Below are 23,335 nucleotides of genomic sequence, written 5' to 3'. Positions count from 1 at the left end.
CAACCCCAAACCATTCATCTGGACAGCCAGTGCTTCGGACATCCTGGCCAAGGTCACCAGAGCCAAGGCTGCATTGGCTGCGATCTCACGATAAGTACAGAACAGAGGCGCGCACCACACTAGCTGCGCCCCGCCGCGCTTTCCCCTCCGGAGTAGTCCCTCACCGACGCGCACGCACCGCGCGTGGCGGACAAGGTGCGCGCGCGCCTTCGGAACAATAGGCTTCGAGTTGCCAGAAAGAATTGCATGAACAACGACAAGCCGACCGCCCGCGACGAAACCCTGATTTCCGTTGTCGAGGAGCGGCTCGAGGTCGGCAAGCGCCTCGTGGACACCGGGCGCACTCTGCGCGTGCAAAAGCATGTGCGGGAAATGCCCGTGCAGCTTCGCGAAGAGCTTGCCGTCGAAACCGTCAGCGTCGAACGCGTGCCCGTGGGACGGACCGTCTCCGAGCCGCCGGCCGTGCGCCAGGAAGGGGAGTTCACCATCATTCCGGTGGTGGAGGAACGCCTCGTCGTGCGCAAGGAGCTGGTGCTCGTCGAAGAGGTCCGCATCCATCGGCGGCAGGCGGTGCGCGCATGGGAGGAGAGCGCCACCGTGCGCCAGGAGAGCGTGGACATCGAGCGGTTCGATCCGGCAACGCAGCAGTGGCGTCCTGAACAGGACAGCTGATTTCCTTTCTTTTCAAACTACCAGGAATTTCCATGCATACAGTCATCAGCGTGTTCGACGACCGGACCGCCGCGCAGCGCGCGCTCGACAGCCTCGTGACCGAGGGTTTCGACCGCGACGATCTGCACATCGAGCAGAACACCGCCGACACCGGTACCACCACTCCGACCTTGAACAGCGACGGCACCGAGAGGCCGGACCGGGGCAGTGCGTCCAACTTCGGACATTTCTTCGCCAGCCTGTTCGGCCAGGACGAACCGCGTCATTCGGGCACCTACTCGGAAGCGGTGCGGCGCGGCAGTTCGGTGCTGGTGGTCGATGCGCGGGACGACGCGCAGGCCGAGCGTGCCGCGTCGCTGCTGCACAGCCTGGGCGCGATCAATGTCGACGAGCGGGCGCAGGAATGGCGCGCCAGCGGCTGGAAGAGCGGTGACGATGACCTCTCCACCGCCAAGGAAGGCGTGATGGACGTGGTGCAGGAAGAGCTGCAGGTCGGCAAGCGCAGCCTCGACAAGGGCGGCGTGCGCGTGATCCAGCGCGTGTCGGAAAAGCCGGTGCGCGAGCTGCTCAAGCTGCGCGAGGAACGCGTGGACGTCGAGCGCCGCGCCGTGGACCGCCCGGCCACGCAGGAAGACCTGACCAACTTCAAGGAAGGCACGCTGGAAGTGCGCGAGATGGCGGAAGAAGCTGTCGTCGCCAAGTCCGCGCGCGTGGTCGAGGAAGTGCGTGTTGGCAAGCAGGTGCAGGAGCGCGAGCAGGTCATCGAGGACACGGTGCGCCGCAAGGACGTCGAGGTGGAGCGCATTCCGGGCCAGGGCACGCTGCGCGAAACCGACCTCGAGCGCGAGCGCGCGGTTGCGTCCAACCCGAACCTGAACATCGACCGCGACAAGCCGACGCGCTGATCGGCCCGCCACAAGGCAGCACTGAACGCTGCCGCGCGATTGCGTCGCGCGGCAGCGTTCTTGCGTCCGCTTGCCATTGCGGCGGTGCATCACAGAAATATGCGTTCCTCTCTGGAACAGTTCTTCGCCGCTCGATAGAGTTGCGACGAGTTGATCAATCCAGGGAGAAACGAAAGATGAATGGTCAAGCCATCAGCACACGCGCACCGGCCGCCACGGTCGGAGGCGTCATGCCATTCGAGGCCTACCTCAAGGCCGCCGCCAAATCTCCTCAGGGCGGCATCCATTGGCCGTGGGGCGTGGTGCGGGGGCGCACGGACGGCGGTGACCATGGCGAGCGGGGCACCGTGGCCCTGGTGTCGCAGCCCGACAGTGGCGAGGCGGCACCGGGCGTCTCGCTGGCGCTGCAGGTCGTGCCGCCCGGCTATGCGACGTCGCCGCATCGCCATTCGTTCTGGCATCTCTACATGGTGCAGGACGGCAAGGGAGACGGCTACCTGGACGACACGCTGCACTGCGCGCTGGCGCCGGGCGACGTGCTGTATGTCCCGGCGTGGTCGCTGCACAGCTTTCGCAACACGAGCAAGACCGCGCCGCTGGTGCTTTACGCGCTGCAGAACCTGCCGCAGGTCGCTGCGCTCGGTACTCTGCTGCGGCAAGGTGGCGAGAGCGCACCGGAGCGGATCTACCGGCCGCAGCAACAGCCTTGGGGCGAGCGGCCCGGCCTGCATGGCCGGACGCGCGACAGGATCTCCGAGGCTCGGCCGCACGGCGCGGCCGAGCACGCGTTTGCCGTCGGCGGCGATCCCTCGCCGGATTGAAAGGACGGGGGACCGTGGAGCCGCATCTCTCGACCCGCCGGATCAGCTCGGCCGCGCTGTACCTCACGGTGTTCGTGCCGTTCGCTCTTGGGCACTACGTGTCCTTCCTGTTCCGCTCCATCAACGCGGTGCTGTCGCCGTTCCTGGTGGAGTCGCTGCAGCTGAACGCGGCGCAGCTCGGGCTGCTGTCCAGCGCGTACTTCGTCGCGTTCGGCCTGGCGCAGCTGCCGGTGGGCATCGCGCTGGACCGGTTCGGCCCACGGCGGGTGCAGCCGGTGCTGCTGGGCGTGGCGGCGGCGGGGTCGCTGATGTTCGCGTTCAGCAGCAGCTTCGGTGCCCTGTTCGTCGCGCGCGCTCTCACGGGGCTGGGGCTGGCTGCGTGCTTCATGGGGGCGATCAAGGCCTTGTCGTCCTGGGTGCCGCCGCAAAAGCGGCCTTCGGTCAACGGCTACCTGCTGGCCGTGGGCGGGCTGGGCGCGATGTCCGCCACGCTGCCCGCGCAGATCGCGCTGGAGCTGTTCTCCTGGCGCGGCCTGTTTGCCGGGCTGGCGGTGCTCACATTGGCGCCGGCGCTGCTGATCCATTTCGCCACGCCGCCCGAGCCGCCGGCGCAGGGTGTTCCGCGCCGCATCACGGCGGCTTCGCTGCTGGAGGTGTACCGCGACCGGCAGTTCCTGCGCACCGCGGCGCTGCTGCTGCCCTCGCACGCGGTGGCCTTCGGCCTGCAGGGGCTGTGGATGGGGCAATGGATGCAGGACGTCGCCGGGCTCGATGCGCGCGCGGTGGCCAACTACCTGTTCTGGGGCATGGGCGCGATCATCGTCGGCTCGCTCACCGTCGGCCACGTTGCCGAATGGGCGCAGCGCCGGCACGGCATGAAGCCGCTCGATGTGGCCGGCATCGGCGTCGCGCTGTTCGTCTGCGTGCAGCTGCTGGCCTGCCTCAACATCGTTGCGCTGATCCCGGCGCTCACCATCGCCTTCACGCTGGTCGGCACCATCGCCGGGCTGGACTACACCATCGTGTCGCAAAGCGTGCCGGCGTCAATGACCGGGCGCGCGGCGACCAGCCTGAACGTGCTGATCTTCATGGGCGCCTTCGTCGTGCAGGGCGGCTTCGGCCTGGTGGTCGGGGCCTGGGGCGCCGACATCGCCAACCACTACCCGCCGGTCGCCTACCAGGCGGCATTCGGCGCCGCGGTCCTGATCCAGTTGCCGGGCCTCATCGGCTGGCTGCTGGGACGGCGCGGGCGGGCCGGCCAGGAGAGGATGCAGCCATGATCTCCACCGGGCAGGCCGTGAGCTACACGCGGTACCGCGATGCTTTCGCGGGCGGTGCGGGCAACGCGGTGCACTGGAACTGGAGCGCCATCCTGGAGGCGCTGTCCGCCGCCACGCCGGGCGAACGCGGTTCGCTCACGCTGTCGAAGACGGGCCAAGCGTCGGAGTGCGAACTGATGCCCGGCATGGCCGTCACCATCCAGGTGGTGCCCGGCGAGAGCCGCACGCGGCCCCATGCGCATTCCTGGTGGCACCTGTTCGTGGTGTGCAGCGGCAGCGCGCAGGCGCTGCTCGGTGCGCTGGGCGATGCCGAGGCCCGGCAGCTGCACGCGAAGGATCTGCTGCTGGTGCCGGCCTGGACGCGCCACCATTTCGAGAACGGCGGCCAGGAGGACCTGGTCCTGCTGAGCATGAGCAACCTGCCGCAGCAGTCCGGGCTGGCCAACCACCGCGCGGACGAGCCCTGATGGCGCTGGCCACCGGCGCATCGCCACTCCCGCGCGGCGACTCGTACCGCTGGGCGGTCCTGGGCGCGGCGGTCATGTCCCAGACCACGGCATCCATCGTGGCGCAGGGCATCTACACGCTGGTGCCGTTCTTCCAGGCCGCCTTCCACCTGAGCCAGGCTTCGGCCGCGCTGGCCGTGTCGGCGGTGAATGCCGGCCAGGTGGCATCCATGCTGCTGATGGGCTGGCTGATCGACAAGCATGGCGAGCGCGGCGTGGTCGGCTGCACGGCGATCGTCATGGGTGCGGCGGCCTTGTGCGCAGCGACCGCTTCGCGCTACGCCGCGTTGCTCGGCTTCCTGTTCGTGCTGGGCATCGGCTATGCATCGGTGCAGCCGGGCGGCACCCGGGCGATCCTGCGCTGGTTCGCGCCGGCGCAGCGCGGCATGGCCACCGGCATCCGCCAGGCCGGGCTGCCGCTGGGCACGGCACTGGCCGCGATGCTGCTTCCCCTGCTGGCGTCGGCCTATGGCTGGCAGCGCGCGCTGCTGGTGCAGGGCGCGATCGGCATTGCCGGCGGCCTGCTGTTCGTGCTGGTTTACCGCGGCGCCGGCAGCGGCGAGCCGCGCGCGGCGCCGCCGCCCAGCCCGCTGCGGCTGATCCGCGCGATCCGCTCGGACAAGGCGCTGTGGCCGGTAATGCTGGCCGGCCTGGCCATGGTGACCTTCCAGTACACGTTCGCGACGCACGTGCTGACCTTCCTGGCCAGCCGCTTCGGCATGCCGCTGGTGGCGGCGGGCCTGCTGTATGCAGTGTCGCAGTGGCTGGGCATCGCCGGGCGCATCGGGCTGGCCTGGATCAGCGACCATCTCTGGCCGGGTCGCCGCATGCGTTCGCTCACGGCCGTCATGTTCGCCTGCGCCGCGGCGCTGCTGGCACTGCTTGCAATGCCCGGCGATACGCCGCTGTGGATGCTGGTTGCCATCTTCGGTGTGGTGGGCATCTTCGGCGTCGGCTGGTATCCGCTGTACCTGCTGGAAGTGGCCGAGATGGCGCCGAAGACGGCGGTCGCATCGACCATCGGTTTTTCCATGACGCTGAACATGGTGTCGATCTCGATCGCGCCGCCGTTGTTCGGGTTCGTGGTGGACCACGCCGGCTACACGCCCGCGTGGCTCTCGCTGGCCGCGCTGGTGGCGCTGGCGGCGCTGCACCTGGGCATGCGGTCAGGGCGGGCCGGAGCGCCTGTGGCAGGCTGACGCGGCGCGTCAGCCCGGTGTGTTCTTCACCGCGCTGACCAGCGTCTTGAGCGCAGCGCGCACCAGGTGGTCCGACGTGGAGGAATACATCACCACGTCGCGCATCGGCAAGGGTGGCAGGCCCAGCCGCGGGCCGACGTCCTCCGTGCCGGGCGGCGTCACGCGGCGCGCCAGTGCGGCCACCGCCAGCCCGGCCTGCGCCGCGGCGCCCAGCGTCATGATGCCGCCGCCCACGAACACCTCGACCCAAGGGATGCCCGCCGCCTCCAGCGCGCCAATGGCCATGGCGCGCACGCGGCAGGGGTGGGCCTGCGTGGCCAGCCGCAGCGGCTCGCCGGCGTGCCAGGACCAGTCGGGCGCTGCCATCCAGCCAAAGCGCTCGGTCAGCAGGGTGTCGCCGTCGCGGCGGCTGTCGTCGTGGCGCAGCACCACCGCGGCGTCGAGATCGCCGTTGTCGAACGCCACCTCGATGTCGCGCGAGCTGGCGATGCGCATCTCCACCAGCAGGCGCGGGTGCGCGTCGTGCACATGCTTGAGCAGGATCGGCAGTTCGCTGCCGACGATGTGGTGGCTGAATCCCATCTTCAGCGCGGTGCGCTCGCTCGCGAACACGGTGAGCGCATCGTTGTGCGCGGCCAGAAGCTGCCTGGCGCTGGCGATGAACACCTCGCCCTTGGGCGACAGGCGGACCATGCGCGGCGTGCGCTCGATGAGGCGGTGCCCGAGCTGGTCTTCCAGCCGCTTGAGTTTCAGGCTGACGGCGGACTGCGTGGTGTTCAGGATGTCGGCCGCCCGCGTGAAACTGCGAAGGTCGGCCACCACGACGAACGCGTGGACCGCATCGATCTCCAGAACCTTCATGTCGCCGCCCTCCCTGAAACGCCGCGCCCGGGGGGCTGCGGCGAGCGCGGCCCAGTCTAGCGCAGGGGCAATAGCTGCCCGCGCAGCGCGGTGGCTCGCACAGGCGGCAGCTCAGCCGGTCGCTTGCGCCGACTCCAATTGCGCGCTGAGCTCCAGCCAGCGCTCTTCCAGCTTGGCGAGCTCGTCGCCCACGGCCTTGAGGCGCCGGCCGGCGTCGGCGACTTCCTGCGGCGGCAGCGGTGCCGCCAGGCGCGTCTCTACCGCGCGCTTTTCCTCTTCCAGGAGCGCCATGCGCTTTTCAGCCCGTTCCAGCTCGCTTTTCATCGGCTTCAGGCGCGCGGCCAGCTGCTGGCGCAGCAGGGCCTGCTGCTTGCGCTGCTCCTGCGGCGATCCGCGCGGCTGCTGCTGCGCCTCGCTCACCGCGGGAGCAGCCGCCTGCGCGGTCCGTCCGGCGCGCGACGTCGATGCCGAGAGTTCCTCGCGCATGCGCTTGGCCTCGTCCAGCAGGTAGCGCTGGTAGTCGTCCAGGTCGCCGTCGAACGGCTGCACCCCGCCGCGACCGACCATCCAGAATTCGTCGCACACGGCGCGCAGCAGCGCGCGGTCGTGGCTCACCAGCATCACCGTGCCTTCGAATTCGTTGAGCGCCATCGACAGCGCCTCGCGCGTGGCCAGGTCCAGGTGGTTGGTCGGCTCGTCCAGCAGCAGCAGGTTGGGGCGCTGCCACACGATCATGGCCAGCACCAGCCGCGCCTTCTCGCCGCCGCTCATGGTGCCGACGGCCTGCGCCACCATGTCGCCGGTGAACAGGAACTGGCCCAGGAAGCTGCGCAGGTCCTGCTCGCGGCTTGACTGGCCGGGGGCGCCGAGTTCGCGCGCCAGGCGGATCATGTGTTCCAGCGGCGTGTCCTGCACGCGCAGCACGTCCAGCTCCTGCTGCGCGAAGTAGCCGATGGCGAGTCCCTTGCCCTCGGTCAGCTGGCCGCCCAGCGCGGGCATGGTGCGCGCGATGGTCTTCACCAGCGTCGACTTGCCCTGGCCGTTGGCGCCCAGGATGCCGATGCGCTGGCCGGCAAGGACGGAGCGGCTGACGTTGCGCAGGATAACGGTCGGTTCTGTTGGCGCGGAGGCTGCAGATTCCGTTCGCGTTGAGCTTGTCGAAACGCTGCCTTCGACAGGCTCAGGCCGAACGGCCGGCTGATACCCGAACACCCCGTCCGAAATCGCCAGCATCGGGTTCGGCAAATTTGCCGGTTCCTTGAACTCGAAGGTGAATTCCGCGTCGGCCAGCACCGGGGCGATCCTCTCCATGCGCTCCAGCGCCTTCACGCGGCTTTGCGCCTGCTTGGCCTTGCTCGCTTTTGCCTTGAAGCGGTCGATGAATTTCTGCAGGTGCGCCATCTTGTCCTGCTGGCGCGAGAAGGCCGACTGCTGGTGCTCCAGCTGCTGCACGCGCAGCATCTCGAAGGCGCTGTAGTTGCCGCCGTAGCGCGTGAGGCCCTGGCGGTCGATGTGCAAGGTGACGTTGGTCACCGCATCCAGGAACTCGCGGTCGTGGCTGATGACGATCAGCGTGCCGGCATAGCGCTTCAACCAGCCTTCCAGCCAGACCAGCGCGTCCAGGTCCAGGTGGTTGGTGGGTTCGTCCAGCAGCAGCAGGTCCGACGGCGCCATCAGCGCGCGCGCCAGCTGCAGGCGCATGCGCCAGCCGCCCGAGAAATCGGACACCGGCATGTGCAACTGCGCCACGGTGAAGCCCAGGCCCAGGATCAGCGACTGCGCGCGCGACGCCGCGTCGTGCTCGCCGGCATCGGCCAGGTCGGCGTGCGCATGCGCGATGGCGAAGCCGTCGCCGGAGTCTTCGGCTTGCGCCAGCACGGCACGCAACTGCACCAGGCGCGCGTCGCCGTCCAGCACGAAGGCGGTGGCGGGCTCGCTGGTTTCCGGCATGTTTTGCGCCACCTCGGCCTGCCGCCATTGCGCGGGCACCGAGAATTCGCCCGCGTCCTCGTGCAGCTTGCCCGAGAGCAGGGCGAACAGGGTGGATTTGCCGGCGCCGTTGCGGCCGACCAGGCCGACCTTTTCGCCGGGGTTGATGGTGACCGAGACACCATCCAGCAGCACCTTCGCGCCGCGGCGAAGGTTGACGTTGCGAAGCGTGATCACTTGGCTTGCAACCGCGCGAAGGCTTTGCCGAAATCGGCCAGCAGGTCGTCGATGGCTTCGATGCCCACCGACACGCGGATCAGCGAATCCGCGATGTGCATGCTCTGGCGCATCTGCTCGCCCATTTCCCAATAAATCGTGCGCGCCACCGGCAGCGCCAGGGTGCGGTTGTCGCCCAGGTGGGTGGATTTGACGGCCAGCTCCAGGCCGTTCAGCACGTCGAACGGATCGATGCCGGCCACCGTCTCGAAACTCAGCAGCGCGCCGAAGCCGCGGAACAGCGAGGCCGCGCGCTGGTGCTGCGGATGTTCGGCCAGGCCCGGATAGTCCACCCGGGCCACCGAGGGCTGCTGCTGCAGCCACTGCGCCAGCGCCAGCGCGTTGGCGCAGGCGCGCTCCATGCGCAGCGCCAGGGTTTCGGCGCCGATGGCGATGCGGTGGCCGTGCTCGGCGCTCAGGGTGCCGCCGAAGTCGCGCAGGCCTTTCTTGCGGACCTGCAGCAGGCCCCAGGCCTGCGGATTGCCCTTGCGGTACGAGGGCAGCAGGTTGGCGTAGCCGCTCCAGTCGAACAGGCCGGTGTCGGTGACCGAGCCGCCCAGCGCATTGCCGTGGCCGCAGATCGATTTGCTCAGCGAGTGGATCACCAGCGAAGCGCCGGTGTTCTTCGGCAGGAACAGGTACGGCGTGGTGAGCGTGCTGTCCACCACGTAGACCAGGCCGCGTTCGGCACAGAGTTTGCCGATGCCTTGCAGGTCGGCGATCTGCGTGCGCGGATTGGCGATGGTCTCCACGAACACCATGCGCGTTTCGGGCCGCAGCGCCGCCGCCACCTGGCCGGCGTCGGTGGCGTCCACCAGCGTGACTTCGCAGCCGAGCCGCTGCAAGGTGTCCATCAGGCTGGCGGTGTTGCCGAACAGGAAGCGGCTGGTCACCAGGTGGTCGCCGGCGCGCAGCAGGGCGGTGAACACCGCGGCGATGGCCGCCATGCCGGAGGCGAAGGCGACGGTGCCCACCGCCTCCTCCATCTGGCTGATCTTGGTTTCGAGCGCGCCGGTGGTCGGATTGCCCTGGCGGCCGTAGACGTAGCCGCTGCGCTCGCCCTGGAACACGGCGGTGAGGTCTTCGGCGGTGGCGTAGCCGTAGCCGGTGGCGATGTGCAGCGGCTTGTGGGTGGCGCCGTGTTCGGCGCCGGCCAGCCGGTCGGCGTGGAGGATGCGTGTGGTGATGTCGCGGGTCATGAACCCGCTATTTTCTCATCCCGCGCGCAGCAGGGCGTCGCGGGTGAGCAGCAGCACCTCGTCGGCGCCCGCGCTGGTCTCCAGCCACACGGCTTCCAGCCGCGGAAATGCCGCTTCGAAATGCGCGCGTTCGTTGCCGATTTCCAGCACCAGCACGGCGTCGTCGCTCATGCGGGCCGGCGCGGCGCGCAGCAGCGCGCGCACGAAGTCCATGCCGTCGCCGCCGCCGGCCAGCGCCAGTTCCGGCTCGGCGCGGTATTCGGGCGGCAGCGCGGCCATGCTGGCCGTGTTGACGTAGGGCGGGTTGCACAGGATGAGGTCGTACGGGCCTTGCACCGCCTGCAGGCCGTCGGACACGAGCAGGCGGATGCGCTCGGCGAGGCCGTGCCTGTCCACGTTGATGCGGGCGACTTCCAGCGCATCCGCCGAGATGTCGCCGGCGTCCACCGTCACGTCGGGGAACGCCATGGCCGCCAGCGCGGCCAGGCTGCCGTTGCCGGTGCACAGGTCGAGCACGCGCACCGTGTCCTCGCTGAGCCAGGGGTCGATGCCGCCGTCGGCCAGCAGTTCGGCGATGAAGCTGCGCGGCACGATGGCGCGCTCGTCCACGTAGAACGGCACGCCCTGCAGCCAGGCTTCGCGCGTGAGGTAGGCGGCGGGCTTGCGGGTGGCGATGCGTTCGGCGACCAGCGCATCCACGCGGGCTTCGTCGTCCGGCGCGATGACGTTCGCCGCGGCGCCGTCCAGGTCGTCCAGCGGCAGGCCCAGGCGCCACAGCACCAGCCAGGCCGCTTCGTCGAAGGCGTTGACGGTGCCATGGCCGTAGGCGACGCCCGCCGCTTCCAGCCGCGCGGCGCAGGCCTCGACCAGTTCCAGCACGGTCATCCGCGCAGCCGCTTCTCGAGGTTCTCCAGGATGCGCCGGTAGATGTTCTTCAGCGGCTCGATGTCGGCCACCCGCACGTGCTCGTCGATCTTGTGGATGGTGGCGTTGACCGGCCCGAACTCGATCACCTGCGGGCAGATGCGCGAAAGGAAGCGGCCGTCGCTGGTGCCGCCGGTGGTGGAGAGCTCGGGGGTGATGCCGGTTTCGGCGCGGATCGCGTCCTGCACCGCATCGACCAGATCGCCCGGCGTGGTGAGAAAGGGCGTGCTCGGGCCGATCCAGTCCAGCGTGTACTCCAGGCCGTGGCGGTCCAGGATGGCGTGCACGCGCTCGCGCAGCGATTCGGCCGTGCTCACCGTGGCGAAGCGGAAGTTGAAGTCCACCACCAGCGCGCCCGGGATCACGTTGAGCGCGCCGGTGCCGCCATGGACGTTGCTGATCTGGAAGCTGGTGGGCGTGAAGAAGTCGTTGCCGCGGTCCCACTCGGTGGCGGCCAGTTCGGCCAGCGCCGGCAGCGCCTGGTGGATCGGGTTGCGCGCCAGCTGCGGGTAGGCGATGTGGCCCTGCACGCCCTTGATGGTGAGCTTGGCCGACAGGCTGCCGCGGCGGCCGTTCTTGATCATGTCGCCCAGCCGGTCCACGCAGGTCGGCTCGCCGACGATGCACCAGTCCACCACGTCGCCGCGCTCGCGCAGGCGGTCGACCACGATGGTGGTGCCGTCCACGCCCGGGCCTTCCTCGTCGCTGGTCAGCAGGAGCGCCACCGACAGGGCGGGGTCGGGATTGGCCGCCGCGAATTCTTCCGCCGCCACCACGAAGGCGGCGATCGAGGTCTTCATGTCGGCCGCGCCGCGGCCGTACAGCAGGCCGTCGTGGTGCGAGGGCGTGAACGGGTCGCTGCTCCACTGCTCCAGCGGGCCGGTGGGCACCACGTCGGTGTGGCCGACGAACACCACCGTCTTGCCCGCGCTGCCGGCGCGGCGCGCCCACAGGTTGGTCACGCGGAAGGTTTCGGGGCCGCTCACGATGCTTTCGCAGTCGAAGCCCAGCGGCGCGAGGCGCTCGGCCAGGATTTTCTGGCACTGCCCGTCCTCGGGCGTGACGGAGCGGCGCGAGATCAGCTGTTCGGCCAGGTGCAGGGCGCGGTTCACTGTTTCACGTCCAGGGTGATTTCGGTGAAGGACGGCTCGTCGGCCAGGTCTTCCTCGGAAGCGCCTTCCTCCGGCCGTTCGCGGTCCTTGCCGGCGAAGTCGTTCTGCAGCCGCCATTGCAGGTTGGTGGGCGAGTCGGAATGGGCCATGCCTTCCTTCTTGTCCACCGCGCCTTCGGTGATCAGGCGCGCGATGTCCTGCTCGAAGGTCTGGCAGCCCTCGGCCATGGAGTTTTCCATGGCCTCCTTCACGCCGGAGAAGTTGCCTTTTTCGATCAGTTCGGCCACCAGCTTGGTGTTGAGCATGACTTCCACCGCCGGCGCGCGGCCGCCGTGCACGGTGCGCAGCAGGCGCTGCGACACGATGGCCTTCATGGCCGCGCCCAGGTCGCCCAGCATGGTGGGGCGCACCTCCACGGGGTAGAACGACAGGATGCGGTTGAGCGCCTGGTAGCTGTTGTTGGCGTGCATGGTGGCCAGGCACAGGTGGCCCGACTGCGCGTACGCGATGGCGGCGGACATGGTGTCGCGGTCGCGGATTTCGCCGATCAGAATCACGTCGGGCGCCTGGCGCAGCGCGTTCTTCAGCGCGATCTGCAGCGACTGCGTGTCGCTGCCCACCTCGCGCTGGTTCACCACGCTCTTTTTGTTGCGGAAGATGAATTCGACCGGGTCCTCGATGGTGAGGATATGGCCCGCCGTACGCTCGTTGCGGTGGTCGATCATGGAGGCCAGCGTGGTGCTCTTGCCGGCGCCGGTGGCGCCCACCATCAGCAGCAGGCCGCGCTTTTCCATGATCAGGTCGCCCAGGATCATGGGCACCTGCAGCGAGCCCAGCGCCGGGATCTCGGTGGGGATGTAGCGCACCACGCCGGCGATGGTGCCGCGCTGGCGCATCGCCGAGAAGCGGAAGTTGCCGACGCCTTCGACGGCATGGGCCATGTTCAGCTCGCCGGTGTCGTCCAGGTCCTCCATGCGCTTGAAGGGCAGCACCTCGGCCAGCAGCGCCCGCGTGGCGTCGGGCGGCAGCAGCTGGTTGTTGATCGGCAGGCACTGGCCGTTGATCTTGATCATGGCCGGCGCGTGCGCCGACAGATACACGTCAGATGCCTTCTTGTCCGCCATCAGGCGCAGGATCCGCTCCATTGTCGACATACAACCGCTCCGTCAAGAATGTGTTTGTTCCGCGCCGCTGGTGCGTTCAGGGACGCAGCAGGTCGTTCAGGCTGGTCTTGGCGCGCGTTTGCGCGTCGACCCGCTTGACGATGATGGCGGCATACAGGCTGTACTTGCCGCCGTCCTTGGGCAGGCTGCCCGCGATCACCACCGAGCCGGCCGGCACGCGGCCGAACGTGGTCTCGCCGGTGGCGCGGTCGTAGATCGGCGTGCTCTGGCCGAGGTACACGCCCATGGAGATCACCGAGTTCTCCTCCACGATCACGCCTTCCACGACTTCCGAGCGGGCGCCGATGAAGCAGTTGTCCTCGATGATGGTCGGGTTCGCCTGCAGCGGCTCCAGCACGCCGCCCAGGCCCACGCCGCCCGACAGGTGCACGTGCTTGCCGACCTGCGCGCAGGAGCCCACGGTGGCCCAGGTGTCGACCATGGTGCCTTCGTCCACGTAGGCGCCGATGTTCACGTAGGATGGCATCAGCACCGCGCCCTTGGCGATGAAGCTGCCGCGGCGCGCCACCGCCGGCGGCACCACGCGCACGCCGCTTTCGGCCATTTCCTGCGCCGACAGGTGCGAGAACTTGGTCGGCACCTTGTCGTAGAAGCCGAGTTCGCCGGCGCGCATCAGCTCGTTGTCCTTGAGGCGGAACGACAGCAGCACCGCCTTCTTGATCCACTGGTGCACCGTCCACTGGCCCACGCCTTCGCGCGTGGCCACGCGCAGGCGGCCGCCATTGAGCTCGGAGATCACGTGTTCGACGGCGTCCACCACCTCCTTGGGCGCGGCCTTGGGCGATAGGTTGGCGCGGTCCTCCCACGCGGTGTCGATGGTCTGCTGCAGTTGTTGTGTCATGGAGTCAGTTCCGGGATTGGATGAAAGTCACGATGCGGTGTGCCGCTTCCAGGCATTCGGCGGTATCGGCCACCAGGGCCATCCGCACCCGGCCGGCGCCGGGGTTGCCTGCTGCGGTGTCGCGGGCCAGGTAGCTTCCGGGCAGTACGGTCACATTGTATTGAGCGTAGAGGTCGCGGGCGAATTCGGTGTCGCTCGGCGCCGCCGCACCGTCGCGCGCAGGCCGCACACCTGCCCACAAATAGAAGCTGGCGTCGGGCAGCCGCACGTCCAGCGCCTCGGCCAGCACGGGCGTCACCTCGGCGAACTTGCGGCGGTACAGCGCGCGATTCTCCACCACGTGCTGCTCGTCGTTCCAGGCCGCGATGCTGGCCGCCTGCACCACCGGGCTCATGGCGCTGCCGTGGTAGGTGCGGTACAGCAGGAATTTCTTCAGAATGCCAGCGTCGCCCATGACGAAGCCCGAGCGCATGCCCGGCACGTTGCTGCGCTTGGACAAACTGGTGAAGCTCACCAGACGCCGGAAATCGCCGCGCCCCAGCTTGGCCGCCGCCTCCAGCCCGCCCAGCGGCGGCTCGTCGCGGAAATAGATCTCGCTGTAGCACTCGTCCGAAGCGATCACGAAGCCGTAGCGGTCCGACAGCGCGAACAGCTGTTCCCATTCCGCAAGCGGCATCACCGCGCCGGTGGGGTTGCCCGGCGAGCAGACGAACACCAGCTGGGTGCGCTGCCACACGTCCTCGGGCACGCTTTGCCAATCGACAGCGAAATTGCGCGCCGGGTCCACCGGTGCGTAGTAGCTCTCGGCGCCGGCCAGCAGGGCCGCGCCTTCGTAAATTTGGTAGAACGGATTGGGGCAGACCACCACCGCCGGCCGGGTGCGGTCGACCGCCGTCTGGGTGAAGGCGAACAGCGCTTCGCGCGATCCGTTGACCGGCAGCACCTGGGTGGCGGGGTCCAGCGCCAGGCCGTAGCGGCGCTGCATCCAGCCGGTGAAGGCTTCCCGCAGCCGCGGCTCGCCGCCGGTGGCCGGATAGGAGGCCAGCGTGGCCAGCGAATCGGTCAGCGCCTTCTTGACGAGATCGGGCGTCGGATGCTTGGGCTCGCCGATGCCCAGGCTGATCGGCCGATAGGCCGGATTGGGCGTCACGCCCGCGAACAGTTGCCGCAGCCGCTCGAACGGGTAGGGCTGCAGCCGGTCCAGGAGGGGATTCATGCCAGGATTATCAATGCGGCGGCATGCCAGCTCCTGCCACCGCCTTAACCGTTCGTTTCAAGGCAGGGGTGCTCCGGGCGGTGTGGCTGAGGAGCCACGGTATCATCCGCGCTTGCGTCAGGAGTCCGGTTTCGGGCAGCAACCGTGCGTCTCACATCCATCAAGTTATCGGGGTTCAAGTCCTTCGCCGACCCCACCACTTTCATGCTGCCCGGCCAATTGGTGGGCGTCGTGGGGCCCAATGGCTGCGGCAAATCCAACATCATGGACGCCGTGCGCTGGGTGCTGGGCGAGTCGCGCGCCAGCGAACTGCGCGGCGAGTCGATGCAGGACGTGATCTTCAACGGCACCAACACCCGCAAGCCCGCCTCGCGCTCCTCGGTGGAGCTGGTGTTCGACAACGCCGACCACCGTGCCGGCGGCCAGTGGGCGCAGTTCGGCGAAATCGCCGTCAAGCGCGTGCTCACGCGCGACGGCACCAGCAGCTACTACATCAACAACCAGCCGGTGCGCCGGCGCGACGTGCAGGACGTGTTCCTGGGCACCGGCCTGGGTCCGCGCGCCTACGCCATCATTGGCCAGGGCACGATCAGCCGCATCATCGAATCCAAGCCCGAGGAACTGCGCCTGTTCCTGGAGGAAGCGGCCGGCGTCTCCAAGTACAAGGAACGCCGCCGCGAGACCGAAAACCGCCTGTCGGACACGCGCGAGAACCTGACGCGGGTGGAAGACATCCTGCGCGAACTGAACAGCAACCTGGACAAGCTGGAAAAGCAGGCCGAGGTGGCGCAGCGCTACAACACGCTGCAGGCCGGCGTGCAGCTCAAGCAGCACCAGCTCTGGTTCATGAAGCGCGCGGAAGCCGAAGTCGACCAGGGCCGCATCAAGGCCGAGGCCGACAAGGCGGTCAACGACCTGGAGTCGCGCGTGGCCGACCTGCGCCACGTGGAAAGCGAGCTGGAGACCATTCGCCAGGCGCACTACGCCGCCGGCGACCAGGTGAACCAGGCGCAGGGCCAGCTGTACGAGGCGAGCGCCGAGGTCGGCCGGCTGGAGGCCGAAATCCGCTTCGTGGTGGAAGGCCGCCAGCGCGTGGAGCAGCGGCTGGTGCAGCTCAAGGAGCAGGCCGCGCAGTGGGGCGGCCGCAAGGAAGACGCCGAAACCGAGATCGAGACCCTGGCGGCACAGGCGGTGGAGGCCGAGGAGCGCGCCGTGCTGCTGGCCGCCCAGGTGGAAGAACAGGGCATGCAGATGCCCGAGCTGGAAGAGGCGCTGCGCCAGTCGCAGGCCAAGGCCGCGCAGCAGCGCGCCGGCGTGGTCGAGGTGCAGCAGCAGATCCAGGTGCTGGCCGCCGACCAGCGCAACATCGAGGAACAGAGCCGCCAGCTCAACCAGCGGCGCGACCGCCTGGAAACCGACCGCAACGCGCTGGCCGCACCCGACGAGGCGCGCCTGGCCAACCTGCGCGCGCAGCTGGCCGCTGCCCAGGAAGCCGCCGAGATGGCCGACGCCCGGCTGCACGAGCTGCAGGAGCAGGTGCCGCAGCTGGACGAGGACCGAAGGGCCCGCCAGCAGGAAGTGAACAGCGAAAGCGCGAAGCAGGCCGACCTGTCGGCGCGCATGGAAGCGCTGAAGGCGCTGCAGGAAAAAGTGCGCACCGACGGCAAGCTGCAGCCCTGGCTGGCGCGCCACGGGCTGGAGAGCCTGCAGGGCCTGTGGAGCCGCATCCACATCGAGCAGGGCTGGGAAAACGCGCTGGAAGCGGCGCTGCGCGAGCGCATGGGCGCTCTGGAGATCTCCCGGCTGGAGATGGTGCGCTCCTTCGCCGGCGACGCGCCGCCGGCCAAGCTGGCCTTCTACAGCCCGCCGCAGGCAGGGGTTCCCGAAGCCGCGGGCGCTCTGCCGCGCCTGGCCGACCTGCTGCGTCTGAACGACGCCGGCCAGCGGGCCCTGCTGGCCGACTGGCTGCACGGCTGCTACACGGCAGCCAGCTTCGAGGAAGCGCTCGCCGCCCGCGACAAGCTCAAACCCGGCGAAACCCTCTACGTGAAGAGCGGCCACGCTGTGACCGCGCATGGCGCCAGCTTCTACGCGCAGGACTCCGAGCAGGCCGGCCTCTTGGCGCGGCAGCAGGAAATCGAGAACCTGGAAAAGCAGCTGCGCGCGCAGTCGATGATTGCCGAGGAGGCGCGCGGCGCGCTGGTGCGCGCCGACGCCGCGTACAGCGACGCATCGCAGCGGCTGGTGGCAGCGCGGCGCGAAGCGGCCGAGGCCCAGGGCCGCATGCACGAGTCGCAGGTGGAAACGCTGCGCCTCACGCAGCTGGCCGAACAGACCCGCGCGCGCAGCGAACAGATCGCGGGCGACCTGGCCGAAGTGGACGCGCTGCTGGAGGAGCTGCAGGAGCGCCGCGTGGCCGCCGAAGCGCGCTTCGAGGAGCTGGACATGCAGCTGGCCGACAACCAGGAGCGGCATGCGCAGCTGGACGAGCGCGTGATCGAAGCTGAGCGCAAATTGGCCGAATCGCGCGAGCAGCACCGCGGCCTGGAGCGCCAGGCGCAGGAGGCGCAGTTCGCGCAGCGGTCGCTGGGCGCGCGGCGCGGCGAATTGCAGCGTGCCATCGAGACGGCGGCGCAGCAGGCGGCCTCGCTCGCGGACGAGGAGCAGCGCGCGCAGAGCGAGCTGGCGCGCCTGACCGACGCGGCGGCGCAGGCCGGGCTGCAGTCGGCGCTGCAGCTGAAGTCCGAGCGCGAGCAGGCGCTGGGCGCCAAGCGCAGCGAATACGACGACCTGACCGCCAAGCTGCGCGCCAGCGACGAGCGACGGCTGCAGCTGGAGCGCGAACTCGACCCGCTGCGCCAGCGCATCACCGACATGCAGCTGAAGGAGCAGGCCGCGCGCCTGGGCCTGGAGCAGTACGCGCAACTGCTGGCCGACGCGCAGGCCGACCTGGAAGCGGTGGGCAAATCGGTCGCCGAGGGCAACGTGCGGCTGGCCGGCATGCAGGGCGAGATCGACCGGCTGCACCGCGAGATCGCCGCGCTGGGCGCCGTCAACCTGGCGGCGCTGGACGAGCTGAGCACGGCGCGCGAGCGCAAGCAGTTCCTGGACGCGCAGTCGGCCGACCTGAACGAGGCCATGACCACGCTGGAAGACGCCATCCGCAAGATTGACGCCGAAACGCGCGAGCTGCTGGGCAGCACCTTCCAGACCGTCAACGAGCACTTCGGCCGCATGTTCCCCGAGCTGTTCGCCGGTGGCAACGCCCGGCTGGTGATGACCGGCGAGGAAATCCTGGATTCCGGCGTGCAGGTGATGGCCCAGCCGCCCGGCAAGAAGAACCAGACCATCCACCTGCTGTCGGGCGGCGAGAAGGCGCTCACCGCCATCGCGCTCGTGTTCGCCATCTTCCAGCTGAACCCGGCGCCGTTCTGCCTGCTGGACGAGGTGGATGCGCCGCTGGACGACGCCAACACCGAACGCTACGCCAAGCTGGTGAGCAGCATGAGCCGCGAAACCCAGTTCCTTTTCATCAGCCACAACAAGATCGCGATGGAAATGGCCGAACAGCTGATCGGCGTCACCATGCAGGAGCAGGGCGTCTCGCGCATCGTGGCGGTGGACATGGAATCGGCCACGTCCCTGGCCGTAGAGGCATGACCAATTTTTCCGCCGGCATTGCCATGCTGGGCGGGCTCACGCTCGCCGGCCTCATCGGCTACAACGCCTGGAGCACGCGCCGCAACGCGCCGCGCCAGCCCGAGGCGCCCCCCGTGGACCCGGCACCGCGCGAGCAGGTGGAGCCCTCGTTCGACGGCGACGTGGAGGAAGACCTGGCCACGCTGCCCTTGCCCGAGCGCAAGCCGGGGCTGGACGCGCTGATCGACGTGATCGCGCCGATCACGGTGGACGGCCATGTGTCCGGCGAGGCCGCGATTGCCGCTTTGCCGCCGACGTGGCGCGTGGGCAGCAAGCCATTCGCCGTCGAGGGCCTGAACGAGCGCACCACGCAATGGGAAGCGCCGCGCCCGGGCGAGCACTACACCGCGTTCCAGGCCGGCGCGCAGCTGGCCAACCGCAATGGGGCGCTGAACGACATCGAGTATTCCGAATACGTGGTGAAGGCGCAGGCTTTTGCCGACGCCATCAGCGGCGAAGCGACTTTTCCGGAAATGCTGGACGAAGTGGCCCGCGCACGCGAGCTGGACCAGTTCGCCAGCGCGCACGATGCGCAGCTGAGCTTCACGCTGCGCGCGCGGCAGGCGGCGTGGAGCCCCGGCTACGTGCACCAGAACGCGTCGAAGCTGGGCTTCGTGGTCGGCGTGATTCCCGGGCGCATGGTGCTGCCCTCGGCGCACGCCGGCTCGCCGCCGCTGCTGGGCCTGGCCTTCGACACGCAGGCCGCCCTGGCCGAGGACCCGACGCAGTCGGCCGTACGCGAGGTGACGTTGAGCCTGGACGTGCCGCAGGTGCCGCGCAGCGAGCAGCCCTTCGTGCGCATGCGCGAGGCCGCCATCGCGCTGGCCGCGGCCATGGACGGGCAGGTCACCGACGACAACGGCCAGCTGATCGCCGCCTCGGCGCTGGACGTGATCGGCGCCGACCTGGAAGGGCTGTACGACACGCTGGATGCGCGCGACGTCGCGGCCGGCTCGCCGCAGGCGCGGCGCCTGTTCTCATGAGCGAGGCGCCGGTCCCCGCGCGCGCGCGGGAGCGCGCGGACGCGCTGCGCGAGCTGCTGCACGACCACGCCCACCGGTACTACGTGCTGGATGCGCCCTCGCTTCCCGACGCCGAGTACGACAAGCTGTTCCAGGAGCTGCAGGCGCTGGAGGAGCAGCACCCGGCGCTGCGCACGCCCGATTCGCCGACGCAGCGCGTGGGCGGCAAGGTGCTGGACGGCTTCGGCAAGGTGCGCCACAAGGTGCCGATGCTGTCGATCCGCACGGAAACCGACATCGAGGCGAGCGGCGCGCGCAACTTCGATGCACGCGTGCGGCGCGAACTGGGCTTGGCGGAGACCGATCCGCCGATCGGCTACGTGGCCGAACTCAAGTTCGACGGCCTGGCGATCAACCTGCGCTACGAGCACGGCACGCTGGTGCAGGCCGCCACGCGCGGCGACGGCGAGATCGGCGAGGACGTCACGCAGAACATCCAGACCATCGGGCAGATTCCGTTGCGCTTGAGCACCGTTCGCCCTGAGCCTGTCGAAGGGAGTGCCCCCACCCCCGTTCGCCCTGAGCTTGTCGAAGGGCAAGCGCGCGGGGCTTCGACAGGCTCAGCCCGAACGGCTTCATCACCACTTCCGCCGCCCCCCGTTCTCGAAGTGCGTGGCGAGGTCTACATGCGGCGCGACGATTTCGAGCGCATGAACGAACTGCAGCGCGAGAAGATCGCCAAGGGCGCGAAGAACGAGAAAACCTTCGTCAATCCGCGCAACGCCGCCGCCGGTGCGGTGCGGCAGCTCGACCAGGCGATCACGCGGCAGCGGCCGCTGAGTTTCTTCGCCTACGGCTGGGGCGAAATTACGCCGCCGGAGGAAGGCGGACCTGCGTTCGAGACGCACCACGACGTACTGCAGGCCATGAAGGCCTGGGGCCTGCCGGTGTCGGACCGCGTGGCGCTTGCGCATGGCGCCGAGGACCTGGTCGCTTACCACCAGGCGGTGGGGCGCGAGCGCGACGGCCTGCCATTCGACATCGACGGCGTGGTCTACAAGGTGGACAACCTGGCTTTGCAAAAACGCATGGGCTTCGTCACGCGCGAGCCGCGCTGGGCGGTGGCGCACAAGTTTCCCGCGCAGGAGCAGGTCACCACGGTCGAATCGATCGACATCTACGTCGGGCGCACCGGCAAGCTGACGCCGGTGGCGCGGCTGAAACCGGTGTTCGTCGGCGGCGTGACGGTGACCAACGCCACCCTGCACAACGAGGACGAGGCCCGCCGCAAGGACGTGCGGGTGGGCGACACGGTGATCGTGCGGCGCGCGGGCGACGTGATTCCCGAAGTGGTGGCGGTGGTGCCGGACAAGCGCCTGCATGAGGCGCAGCTGTTCACCATGCCCAGGCTGTGCCCGGTATGCGGGTCGGAGGCCGTGCGCGAGGAGGGCGAGGTGGACTACCGCTGCACCGGCGGGCTGTTCTGCGGCGCGCAACGCAAGCAGGCCATCCTGCATTTCGTGCAACGGCGCGCCCTCGACGTCGAGGGGCTGGGCGAGAAGCTGGTCGACCAGATGGTGGAAGCCGGCATCGTCAAGACCCTGCCGGACCTGTACCGCCTGGGGCTGGTGGCGCTCGTCGCGCTGGAGCGCATGGGCGAGAAGTCGGCGCAGAACCTGCTGGCCGGGCTGGAGCAGTCCAAGAAGACGACGCTGCCGCGGTTCCTCTACGGCCTGGGCATCCGCCATGTCGGCGAAACCACGGCCAAGGATTTGGCACGCTATTTCGGCAGGCTGGACGGTGTCATGGATGCGTCGCCCGAGCAGCTGCTGGAAGTGCCCGACGTCGGGCCCATCGTCGCCGAGAGCGTTCACACCTTCTTCCAGCAGCCGCACAACCGCGAGGTGGTCGAGCAGCTGCGCGCCTGCGGCGTGCATTGGGAAGAGGGCGAGCCGCCGGTGCGGGCGCCCAAACCGCTGGCCGGCAAGACCGTGGTGCTGACCGGCACCCTGCCCACGCTGACGCGCGACGAAGCCAAGGACATGCTGGAGGCCGCCGGCGCCAAGGTGGCCGGCTCGGTGAGCAAGAAGACCGACTACGTGGTGGCCGGCGCCGAGGCCGGCAGCAAGCTGGAGAAGGCGCAGGCGCTGGGCGTGGCGGTGCTGGACGAAGAGGGCCTGCAGGCGCTGCTCAAGGGCGAGCTCTAGGCTTCGGCCCGTTCATCCGAGCGCACGTGTTCGTGGTCGTGGTTCGCCTTGATGACCTTGCTGACGTATTCGCCGATGGAGCCGTGGTCTTGCATCACCCGCAGCAATCCCTGGATCTCGTCGTCGCTGAGCTGCGGATAGCCGTACAGCAGCTCGTTGCCGCGGAACTGCACCACCGCCATGCGCGCTTCGGTGTCGAACCCCAGCCGCTGCACCGCGCTGCTGCCGCGCACACGCCGCAGCGGCGTGTGCCTGAGGCGTTCGACCAGCTGGGTGCGCTGCAGGCGGGGCATGCCCGCAGTGTGGCCAGCCGCCCCGCGCGTTTCTGTAGGATGAAGCCATGACCGTCCGCGAGATCCTGAAAATGGGCGATGCGCGCCTGCTGCGCGTTGCCCAGCCCGTCACCGAATTCGGCACGCCCGCGCTGCACGCGCTCATCGGCGACATGTTCGACACCATGCATGCCGCCAAGGGCGCCGGCCTGGCCGCGCCGCAGATCGGCGTGGACCTGCAACTGGTGATCTTCGGCACCGGCGCGGCGCACCCGCGCTATCCAGATGCGCCGCCCGTGCCGCGCACGGTGCTGCTGAATCCGGTGATCGTGCCGCTGGGCGATGCCGAGGAGGAGGACTGGGAGGGCTGCCTGTCGGTGCCCGGCCTGCGCGGCGTGGTGCCGCGCTTCAAGAGCATCCGCTACACGGGCTTCGATCCGCAAGGCAATCCGATCGAGCGCACTGCCGACGGCTTCCATGCGCGCGTGGTGCAGCACGAATGCGACCACCTGGTGGGCAAGCTGTACCCGATGCGGGTGCGCGACTTCAGCCGCTTCGGGTACACCGACGTGCTGTTCCCGGAGATCGCCGCGGCTGAAGACGACTGAGATCAACCTTGAAATCGCTGTGCGATTTCAAGATTAGCCGATCAGTGGGAAGAGGCCCGGCAGAGCCGGTTCCTCTTCCCAGGAGAGGCCATGCTGCATTTCTTTTCGCCCGGCCTTGCCGATAACGGTGTGCAGTCTTCAGGACCGCGCGTAACGACGTGCAGCGCGGTCCCTCTTGCGGGCGGGAACCGGCTTTGCCGGGCCCGTGCGCACTGATCAGCCACTTGCAAATCGCGCAGCGATTTGCAAGTGAACTAGTTCCGGTAGGCGTCGTGGCAGCTTTTGCAGGTGCCTGCGGTGGCCGAGAAAGCGGTCTTCAAGGCCGTGATGTTGTTGGTCTTGGCCGCCGCCAGCAGCTTGCCCGTTTCGCTCACGAACTTGTCGTTGTGTTCGCGAAAGCGCGCCGCCTCGGTCCAGATCTCCGGCTTGGCGCGTTCGGAGATCTTGTCGGGGCCGGCGGCGAAGCCGTCCATCGTGAGGCGCGACAGCTGCGCGACCACCTCGGCGTGCTCCACCGCCGCCTTGCCGTCATAGGGCGCGCGGCCGTTGACCATGGCGCCGATGCGGCCGAAGTGCTGCGACAGCACAAACAGCGCGCCCTGGCGGTATTTCACGGCGTCCTCGGGCTTGACGAACTGGGGTGGAGCGCCGGCGAAGCGCTG

At 69.0% G+C, this 23,335-nt stretch carries 20 protein-coding genes; 10 read left to right on the top strand and 10 right to left on the bottom strand.

Features of this window, described 5'->3' with window-relative positions; translation table 11 throughout:
• Positions 1-246: 246 nt before the first annotated feature.
• The 6 genes from H0U68_RS03340 to H0U68_RS03315 all read left to right on the top strand — a co-directional run bounded on the left by H0U68_RS03340 (position 247) and on the right by H0U68_RS03315 (position 5,383).
• Positions 247-672: a YsnF/AvaK domain-containing protein gene (locus H0U68_RS03340; RefSeq protein ID WP_296352747.1), complete on the top strand. Its 426-nt coding sequence runs from the start codon at positions 247-249 to the stop codon at positions 670-672.
• A gap of 32 nt (positions 673-704) precedes the next feature.
• A complete protein-coding gene (locus H0U68_RS03335; RefSeq protein ID WP_296352746.1) occupies positions 705-1,577 on the top strand; it encodes a YsnF/AvaK domain-containing protein in 873 nt (290 codons plus the stop codon).
• Between the two features lie 230 nt (positions 1,578-1,807).
• Entirely contained in the window at positions 1,808-2,398 is a 591-nt protein-coding gene (locus H0U68_RS03330; protein ID WP_296352745.1) for a cupin domain-containing protein, read from the top strand.
• A gap of 14 nt (positions 2,399-2,412) precedes the next feature.
• Positions 2,413-3,678, top strand: a complete 1,266-nt coding sequence (locus H0U68_RS03325; RefSeq protein WP_296352744.1) for an MFS transporter — start codon at positions 2,413-2,415, stop codon at positions 3,676-3,678.
• Entirely contained in the window at positions 3,675-4,145 is a 471-nt protein-coding gene (locus H0U68_RS03320) for a cupin domain-containing protein (protein WP_296352743.1), read from the top strand. Before H0U68_RS03325 ends, H0U68_RS03320 begins: the two co-directional genes overlap by 4 nt.
• The gene (locus H0U68_RS03315; RefSeq protein WP_296352742.1) at positions 4,145-5,383 is read left to right on the top strand and encodes an MFS transporter; all 1,239 of its coding nucleotides are present in this window, start codon (positions 4,145-4,147) and stop codon (positions 5,381-5,383) included. Before H0U68_RS03320 ends, H0U68_RS03315 begins: the two co-directional genes overlap by 1 nt.
• 9 nt (positions 5,384-5,392) lie before the next feature.
• On the opposite strand, the gene H0U68_RS03310 is transcribed toward H0U68_RS03315, so the two are convergent.
• The 8 genes from H0U68_RS03310 to dapC form a co-directional block, all read right to left on the bottom strand.
• Positions 5,393-6,244, bottom strand: a complete 852-nt coding sequence (locus H0U68_RS03310) for a LysR family transcriptional regulator (RefSeq protein WP_296352741.1) — start codon at positions 6,242-6,244, stop codon at positions 5,393-5,395.
• A gap of 111 nt (positions 6,245-6,355) precedes the next feature.
• Positions 6,356-8,410, bottom strand: a complete 2,055-nt coding sequence (locus tag H0U68_RS03305) for an ATP-binding cassette domain-containing protein (RefSeq protein WP_296352740.1) — start codon at positions 8,408-8,410, stop codon at positions 6,356-6,358.
• A complete protein-coding gene (locus tag H0U68_RS03300; protein WP_296352739.1) occupies positions 8,407-9,648 on the bottom strand; it encodes a cystathionine gamma-synthase family protein in 1,242 nt (413 codons plus the stop codon). The genes H0U68_RS03305 and H0U68_RS03300 overlap by 4 nt, the downstream gene beginning before the upstream one ends.
• A gap of 15 nt (positions 9,649-9,663) precedes the next feature.
• The gene (prmB, locus tag H0U68_RS03295) at positions 9,664-10,533 is read right to left on the bottom strand and encodes a 50S ribosomal protein L3 N(5)-glutamine methyltransferase (RefSeq protein ID WP_296352738.1); all 870 of its coding nucleotides are present in this window, start codon (positions 10,531-10,533) and stop codon (positions 9,664-9,666) included.
• Positions 10,530-11,684, bottom strand: coding sequence for a succinyl-diaminopimelate desuccinylase (dapE, locus tag H0U68_RS03290; RefSeq protein ID WP_296352737.1), 1,155 nt, complete (start codon positions 11,682-11,684; stop codon positions 10,530-10,532). Before dapE ends, prmB begins: the two co-directional genes overlap by 4 nt.
• Complete coding sequence (locus tag H0U68_RS03285; protein ID WP_296352736.1) at positions 11,681-12,838, bottom strand: PilT/PilU family type 4a pilus ATPase; 1,158 nt, start codon at positions 12,836-12,838, stop codon at positions 11,681-11,683. The genes dapE and H0U68_RS03285 overlap by 4 nt, the downstream gene beginning before the upstream one ends.
• Before the next feature lie 46 nt (positions 12,839-12,884).
• Positions 12,885-13,709 carry a 2,3,4,5-tetrahydropyridine-2,6-dicarboxylate N-succinyltransferase gene (gene dapD / locus H0U68_RS03280; RefSeq protein WP_296352735.1) on the bottom strand — a complete coding sequence of 275 codons (825 nt, stop codon included), beginning with the start codon at positions 13,707-13,709 and terminating at the stop codon, positions 12,885-12,887.
• 4 nt (positions 13,710-13,713) lie between these two features.
• Positions 13,714-14,925: a succinyldiaminopimelate transaminase gene (gene dapC, locus H0U68_RS03275; RefSeq protein WP_296352734.1), complete on the bottom strand. Its 1,212-nt coding sequence runs from the start codon at positions 14,923-14,925 to the stop codon at positions 13,714-13,716.
• A 144-nt stretch (positions 14,926-15,069) separates the two neighbouring features.
• On the opposite strand from dapC, the gene smc reads away from it, so the two are divergent.
• From smc to ligA, 3 genes are read left to right on the top strand one after another with little or no spacing between them, the layout of a single operon-like run.
• Entirely contained in the window at positions 15,070-18,585 is a 3,516-nt protein-coding gene (gene smc, locus H0U68_RS03270; RefSeq protein WP_296352733.1) for a chromosome segregation protein SMC, read from the top strand.
• Positions 18,582-19,607: a cell division protein ZipA C-terminal FtsZ-binding domain-containing protein gene (locus H0U68_RS03265; protein ID WP_296352732.1), complete on the top strand. Its 1,026-nt coding sequence runs from the start codon at positions 18,582-18,584 to the stop codon at positions 19,605-19,607. The genes smc and H0U68_RS03265 overlap by 4 nt, the downstream gene beginning before the upstream one ends.
• On the top strand, positions 19,604-21,793 hold the full coding sequence (gene ligA, locus H0U68_RS03260; RefSeq protein ID WP_296352731.1) for an NAD-dependent DNA ligase LigA: 2,190 nt from the start codon (positions 19,604-19,606) through the stop codon (positions 21,791-21,793). The genes H0U68_RS03265 and ligA overlap by 4 nt, the downstream gene beginning before the upstream one ends.
• Here ligA and H0U68_RS03255 read toward each other — a convergent pair.
• Complete coding sequence (locus H0U68_RS03255) at positions 21,790-22,086, bottom strand: hypothetical protein (protein WP_296352730.1); 297 nt, start codon at positions 22,084-22,086, stop codon at positions 21,790-21,792. The genes ligA and H0U68_RS03255 overlap by 4 nt on opposite strands.
• Before the next feature lie 47 nt (positions 22,087-22,133).
• Between H0U68_RS03255 and def the strand changes: the two genes are divergently transcribed.
• Positions 22,134-22,673, top strand: a complete 540-nt coding sequence (gene def / locus H0U68_RS03250) for a peptide deformylase (RefSeq protein WP_296352729.1) — start codon at positions 22,134-22,136, stop codon at positions 22,671-22,673.
• 254 nt (positions 22,674-22,927) lie between these two features.
• On the opposite strand, the gene H0U68_RS03245 is transcribed toward def, so the two are convergent.
• On the bottom strand, positions 22,928-23,335 hold a 408-nt coding region (locus H0U68_RS03245; RefSeq protein WP_296352728.1), incomplete at its 5' end, for a cytochrome c.

It is taken from the genome of Ramlibacter sp., from assembly GCF_013697775.1.
In the GTDB taxonomy this organism is placed as follows: Bacteria; Pseudomonadota; Gammaproteobacteria; order Burkholderiales; family Burkholderiaceae_C; genus Ramlibacter.
Note: the sequence above shows the minus strand (reverse complement) of the source record. Positions and strands in the feature narration are given on the sequence as shown.

Bases quoted from the DNA above. Each gene is read 5' to 3' on its own strand.
- H0U68_RS03265 (WP_296352732.1), top strand. From the start codon at position 18,582: ATGACCAATTTTTCCGCCGGCATTGCCATGCTGGGCGGGCTCACGCTC.
- H0U68_RS03320 (WP_296352743.1), top strand. From the start codon at position 3,675: ATGATCTCCACCGGGCAGGCCGTGAGCTACACGCGGTACCGCGATGCT.
- dapD (WP_296352735.1), bottom strand. From the start codon at position 13,709: ATGACACAACAACTGCAGCAGACCATCGACACCGCGTGGGAGGACCGC.
- H0U68_RS03255 (WP_296352730.1), bottom strand. From the start codon at position 22,086: ATGCCCCGCCTGCAGCGCACCCAGCTGGTCGAACGCCTCAGGCACACG.
- H0U68_RS03300 (WP_296352739.1), bottom strand. From the start codon at position 9,648: ATGACCCGCGACATCACCACACGCATCCTCCACGCCGACCGGCTGGCC.
- H0U68_RS03330 (WP_296352745.1), top strand. From the start codon at position 1,808: ATGCCATTCGAGGCCTACCTCAAGGCCGCCGCCAAATCTCCTCAGGGC.
- dapC (WP_296352734.1), bottom strand. From the start codon at position 14,925: ATGAATCCCCTCCTGGACCGGCTGCAGCCCTACCCGTTCGAGCGGCTG.
- H0U68_RS03310 (WP_296352741.1), bottom strand. From the start codon at position 6,244: ATGAAGGTTCTGGAGATCGATGCGGTCCACGCGTTCGTCGTGGTGGCC.
- ligA (WP_296352731.1), top strand. From the start codon at position 19,604: ATGAGCGAGGCGCCGGTCCCCGCGCGCGCGCGGGAGCGCGCGGACGCG.
- H0U68_RS03335 (WP_296352746.1), top strand. From the start codon at position 705: ATGCATACAGTCATCAGCGTGTTCGACGACCGGACCGCCGCGCAGCGC.
- H0U68_RS03285 (WP_296352736.1), bottom strand. From the start codon at position 12,838: ATGTCGACAATGGAGCGGATCCTGCGCCTGATGGCGGACAAGAAGGCA.
- prmB (WP_296352738.1), bottom strand. From the start codon at position 10,533: ATGACCGTGCTGGAACTGGTCGAGGCCTGCGCCGCGCGGCTGGAAGCG.
- def (WP_296352729.1), top strand. From the start codon at position 22,134: ATGACCGTCCGCGAGATCCTGAAAATGGGCGATGCGCGCCTGCTGCGC.
- H0U68_RS03340 (WP_296352747.1), top strand. From the start codon at position 247: ATGAACAACGACAAGCCGACCGCCCGCGACGAAACCCTGATTTCCGTT.
- H0U68_RS03315 (WP_296352742.1), top strand. From the start codon at position 4,145: ATGGCGCTGGCCACCGGCGCATCGCCACTCCCGCGCGGCGACTCGTAC.